5 protein-coding genes are annotated in these 4,178 nt (G+C 42.3%); all 5 read right to left on the bottom strand.

The annotated features are described in order from the left end of the window. Nucleotides 1-379, bottom strand: a 379-nt coding sequence (locus AC1DG9_RS24235; RefSeq protein WP_477635392.1) for a DUF6691 family protein, incomplete at its 3' end; no start/stop codon positions are given. 4 nt (nt 380-383) lie between these two features. After that, entirely contained in the window at nt 384-941 is a 558-nt protein-coding gene (locus AC1DG9_RS24230) for a YeeE/YedE family protein (RefSeq protein WP_172659936.1), read from the bottom strand. Nucleotides 942-947: 6 nt separating this feature from the next. Beyond that, nucleotides 948-2,372 (bottom strand): MBL fold metallo-hydrolase, encoded by a 1,425-nt coding sequence (locus tag AC1DG9_RS24225; RefSeq protein ID WP_288879074.1) that lies wholly within the window; start codon nt 2,370-2,372, stop codon nt 948-950. An 83-nt stretch (nt 2,373-2,455) separates the two neighbouring features. Further along, entirely contained in the window at nt 2,456-3,250 is a 795-nt protein-coding gene (locus AC1DG9_RS24220) for a sulfite exporter TauE/SafE family protein (RefSeq protein ID WP_172659938.1), read from the bottom strand. A 68-nt stretch (nt 3,251-3,318) separates the two neighbouring features. After that, the gene (locus AC1DG9_RS24215) at nt 3,319-3,960 is read right to left on the bottom strand and encodes a Crp/Fnr family transcriptional regulator (protein ID WP_288879075.1); all 642 of its coding nucleotides are present in this window, start codon (nt 3,958-3,960) and stop codon (nt 3,319-3,321) included. Between the last annotated feature and the right edge of the window lie 218 nt (nt 3,961-4,178).

Genomic DNA, 4,178 nt, shown 5'->3' with positions numbered 1-4,178 from the left:
GGTAAGTTCCACTTAGGGCGCCCAATACGACAATGATCATAGCCCAGTATCCATATCCGATATTTACAAACATTGGTCCCGGGCAGGCACCGGTTAACGCCCAGCCCAACCCAAAAATTGAACCTCCGATCAGGTAACGCGACCAGCTTTTGTCCTTGTCATGCAAGACGATCGGTTGGCCCTGAATATTCCTGAGTTTAGTTTTTTTGATGAGGTATACGGCAAGCATACCGAGAATTACTGCCGTTCCGATAATTCCGTACATATGGAAGGACTGAAAACGGAACATCTCCTGAATTCTGTACCAGGAAATGGCCTCAGATTTTGCCATTACGATACCAAATAGTATTCCTGTCAGTATAAACTTTACTCCTTTCATGTTTCTAAAATATTAATGGTAATAAAAAATGTGTCATCACTAAGCCCCCGGTAAAGAAGCCAATTACGGCAAGTAAGGAGGGAAGTTGTAAGTTTGATAAACCGCTGATCGCATGTCCGGAGGTACAACCGCCGGCATAGCGGGACCCAAAGCCGACTAAAGCTCCACCGGCCAGCAAGATCACTATTCCCTTAGAGGAACTAATGAGCTGATATCCGAACAGCTGTGATGGATTCAATTGTCCATCAAAAATAATGTTCAGCTTTGCCAGATCATCAATTGTGGATTGTGATAAAGCCATGGGGATTTCGCTCTTGAGTAAGGTCGCTGCAATAACACCGCCAAGAACAGCGCCAAGGAGAAACAGCAGGTTCCATTTTTGAGTCTTCCAGTCAAAGTCAAAAAACTGGTGTCTTTTGCCCGCACCGGCAAGGGTGCACAGGGTTCTTAAATTAGATGAAAAGCCGAAGGATTTTCCGAAAATAAGCAGCAAAACCATAATAAAGGCAATGGCAGCCCCTGAGGTATACCAAGGCCAGGGTTGTCTTAATAGTTCCAGCATAACAGTTTATGGATTGGTCATTTTACTTGGACAAACATAATCGGATAGTTGAAGCTTGCCCGATTCTTTCAAGGCCTTAAAGCCACCTTTGATATCGATAAGGTTCTCAAAACCACGGGCACGCAGAATGGAGTTGAAAATCATTGATCGGTATCCGCCGGCACAATGCACGTAATAGATTCTATCCTTGTCAATTTTTGGCATGTGCTCATTGATGTAGTCTAATGGTACATTTATAGCATTCAGTAAATGCTCAGAAAAGTATTCCGATTCCTTGCGGACATCCAGGATATTTAAATTCCCCGATTTTTCTCTTCGGTCGGCCAATTGCTCTGCTGTTATGGAGATGATTTCGTCTGTTTCTCTGCCACTTTTAATCCAGGCATCAATTCCACCTTTAAGGAAACCGATGGCATGATCATAACCCACTCTTGACAACCTGGTCACCACTTCTTCTTCTCGTCCCTCATCCGCAATTAACAGAATCGGTTGCTGTATATCCGGTATCAATGCACCCACCCATGGGGCAAAACTGCCATCGATACCAATGTTAATTGAATTGGGGATAAATGCTTTTGCGAACAATTGGGCATCTCTGGTATCCAGCAGTAATGCGCCGGTTTCATTTGCCATCAATTCGAAAGCATCGGGTGTTAATGCATGCGTGCCTTTTTCCAGTACTGCAGTAAAGCTGTCGTATCCTTCTCTGTTCATTTTCACATTCAATGGGAAGTAAGCCGGGGGTGGGGTCAGCCCTTCTGTTACCTCTATAATGAATTCTTCCCTTGTCATATCGGCCCTGAGTGCATAATTTGTCAATTTCTGGTGTCCTAAGGTATCAGTAGTTTCTTTGCTCATATTTTTACCACAGGCAGAGCCGGCGCCATGGGCAGGATAAACAATAAGATCATCGTTCAAAGGCATTACCTTTTGACGCAGTGAATCAAATAATATCCCTGCAAGCTCTTCCTGGGTCATGTGTGCTGCTTTTTGTGCAAGGTCAGGACGGCCGACATCGCCTATAAATAGCGTATCGCCTGAAAATAATGCGATTTCCTTTCCGTGTTCATCTATAAGCAGGTAGGAGGTGGACTCCATGGTATGGCCTGGAGTATGCAAAACTTTAATCGTGAGTTTTCCCAGCTTAAAAAGCTCGCCGTCTTTTGCAATATGCGCCTCGAAAGTCGGATTGGCATTCGGGCCATAAATAATCAGTGCCCCGGTTTGTTTAGACAGATCTACATGGCCCGAAACAAAATCAGCGTGAAAATGTGTTTCAAATACATATTTAATGGTGGCATTATTACCTGCGGCTTTTTCGATATAAGGAGCGACTTCTCTTAAAGGATCGATAATGGCAGCCTCATTACCTGATTGAATGTAATAGGCGCCTTGTGCCAAACATCCGGTATAAATCTGTTCAATAATCATGTTCTTTTTTTTAATTCTTTTGTATACATCAAATTTCGGCAGAAAGTGAACACCAAACGGTGACTAAAATCACCCAACTCTTGTTATTTTAAAAATTCTTTTAAAATGATATAAATGCCCATGAACAGGACAAACCAGCCGAACGCTTTTTTGAGTCCTGATCCGGGAATTCTTTTACTGATGAGGTTTCCAGCAAGCAGGCCGGTTATGGCAATTGCGCTGACGCTGAGTAAGAATTTCCAGTGGATTTGAAAATGCCCCAGGTCTCCCGCAAAACCGATCAGGGAATTCAGTGCAATGATAAGTAAAGAGGTTCCGACTGCTTTTTTCATGGGTAATTTTAATAACAAGACCAGGGCAGGGATTAGTAAGAAACCTCCTCCTGCTCCTAACAGTCCGGTTACCAGTCCAATAGCAATCCCGTAGCCTAGAAGTTTAAAGAATTTAATGCAGTCTTTGCAATCCTGTTCCTGTGCATCATCATGTTTACTTCGAATCATGCTTATCGAGGCCGTTAACATCAGTACGCCGAAAAGTACCATGGTGGCTAACGCGCTGGTAATGGTATGACCAGCTATAGTGAATAATTTCTCTGGAATAGCAGGAATAATGAGTTTTCTGGTCGCAAAGACAGTGACAATTGATGCTGCGCCAAAGAAGAGGGCTGCTTTCAGGTTCACCTGACCTTTGCGATAGTTATTGACTGCCCCGATTAGACTGGTTGAGCCAACTATAAAAAGTGAGTAAGAAGTGGCCAGAAGAGGAGCGATCCCAAAAAGATAAACCAATACTGGTACGGTTAGGATAGAGCCACCTCCGCCAATCAGACCCAATGAGACGCCGATAAATGCCGACGCTAAATACGCAATAACTTCCATTTTCTAAATAGTTTAGACAAAGTTGGAAGTTCGGACGGACAATAAAGGTGACTTAGGTCACCGATGAGTTATTTGAGGTATTGAATGTAATTTCTGTGTAAGGCGACTTCGCCACGCTGCTCCATTTTTTTTAATAATCTGGAGATCACCTCTCGTGAAGAATTCAGGTCGTTGGCGATATCCCCGTGCGTGACGGATAATGATCTGGTTTTTAAATCCTTGAATTGTTTTTCCAGATAAAATGCCAATCGTTCATCCATACTCTTAAAAGCAATGTTGTCGATAACGGTCAATAATTCTTCAAAACGATTTCTGTAGGTTTCCAGTACAAAGTAATACCAAGTCTTGTATTCCTTCATTAAGGTATCCATTAGCGATATTGGAATCATCAAGCCAATTGTTGGCTCAACAGCCTTAGCCATCACCTCGCTGGTTTCTTGCTTGGTTGCACAGATCATAGACAAGGCACAGGCATTGCCCGGTTGCAGGTAGTACATAAAAAACTCATTGCCGTCGTCTCCCTCACGATACAGCTTCACCAATCCCTCAACAATTAGCGTCGTGGACCGCATATTTTGCCCAGTTTGCATGAGCATTTCGTCTGCAACAAATATTTTTAGTGTGCCGTTTTCAATTAAAACTTTTTTTAAGTCAGGCTCAAAAAAAGAAAAATGGGAATCTATATAGCTTTGTATGGTTTCAGTTTTCATTTTTCATGGAGTGTTATTGTTTGCAAAATTACTAATTCACTAAATATGCAGATGAACTGCCTAATTGAGAATCCAAGGTCATCACCATGCGTTATTTGCTGGATTTTAGTAACACGAATCTAATGAAATTACAAAAAGTTGTGCGAAATGTTTCAATTAACTGTGAGCCATTCATACTGAACTATATTTGATTTAGATCAATGCTAAAACTAGAACAG

The sequence above is a fragment of the Pedobacter sp. 05L430 genome (assembly GCF_056397585.1).
Note: the sequence above shows the minus strand (reverse complement) of the source record. Positions and strands in the feature narration are given on the sequence as shown.

Bases quoted from the DNA above. Each gene is read 5' to 3' on its own strand.
- AC1DG9_RS24230 (WP_172659936.1), bottom strand. From the start codon at position 941: ATGCTGGAACTATTAAGACAACCCTGGCCTTGGTATACCTCAGGGGCT.
- AC1DG9_RS24225 (WP_288879074.1), bottom strand. From the start codon at position 2,372: ATGATTATTGAACAGATTTATACCGGATGTTTGGCACAAGGCGCCTAT.
- AC1DG9_RS24220 (WP_172659938.1), bottom strand. From the start codon at position 3,250: ATGGAAGTTATTGCGTATTTAGCGTCGGCATTTATCGGCGTCTCATTG.
- AC1DG9_RS24215 (WP_288879075.1), bottom strand. From the start codon at position 3,960: ATGAAAACTGAAACCATACAAAGCTATATAGATTCCCATTTTTCTTTT.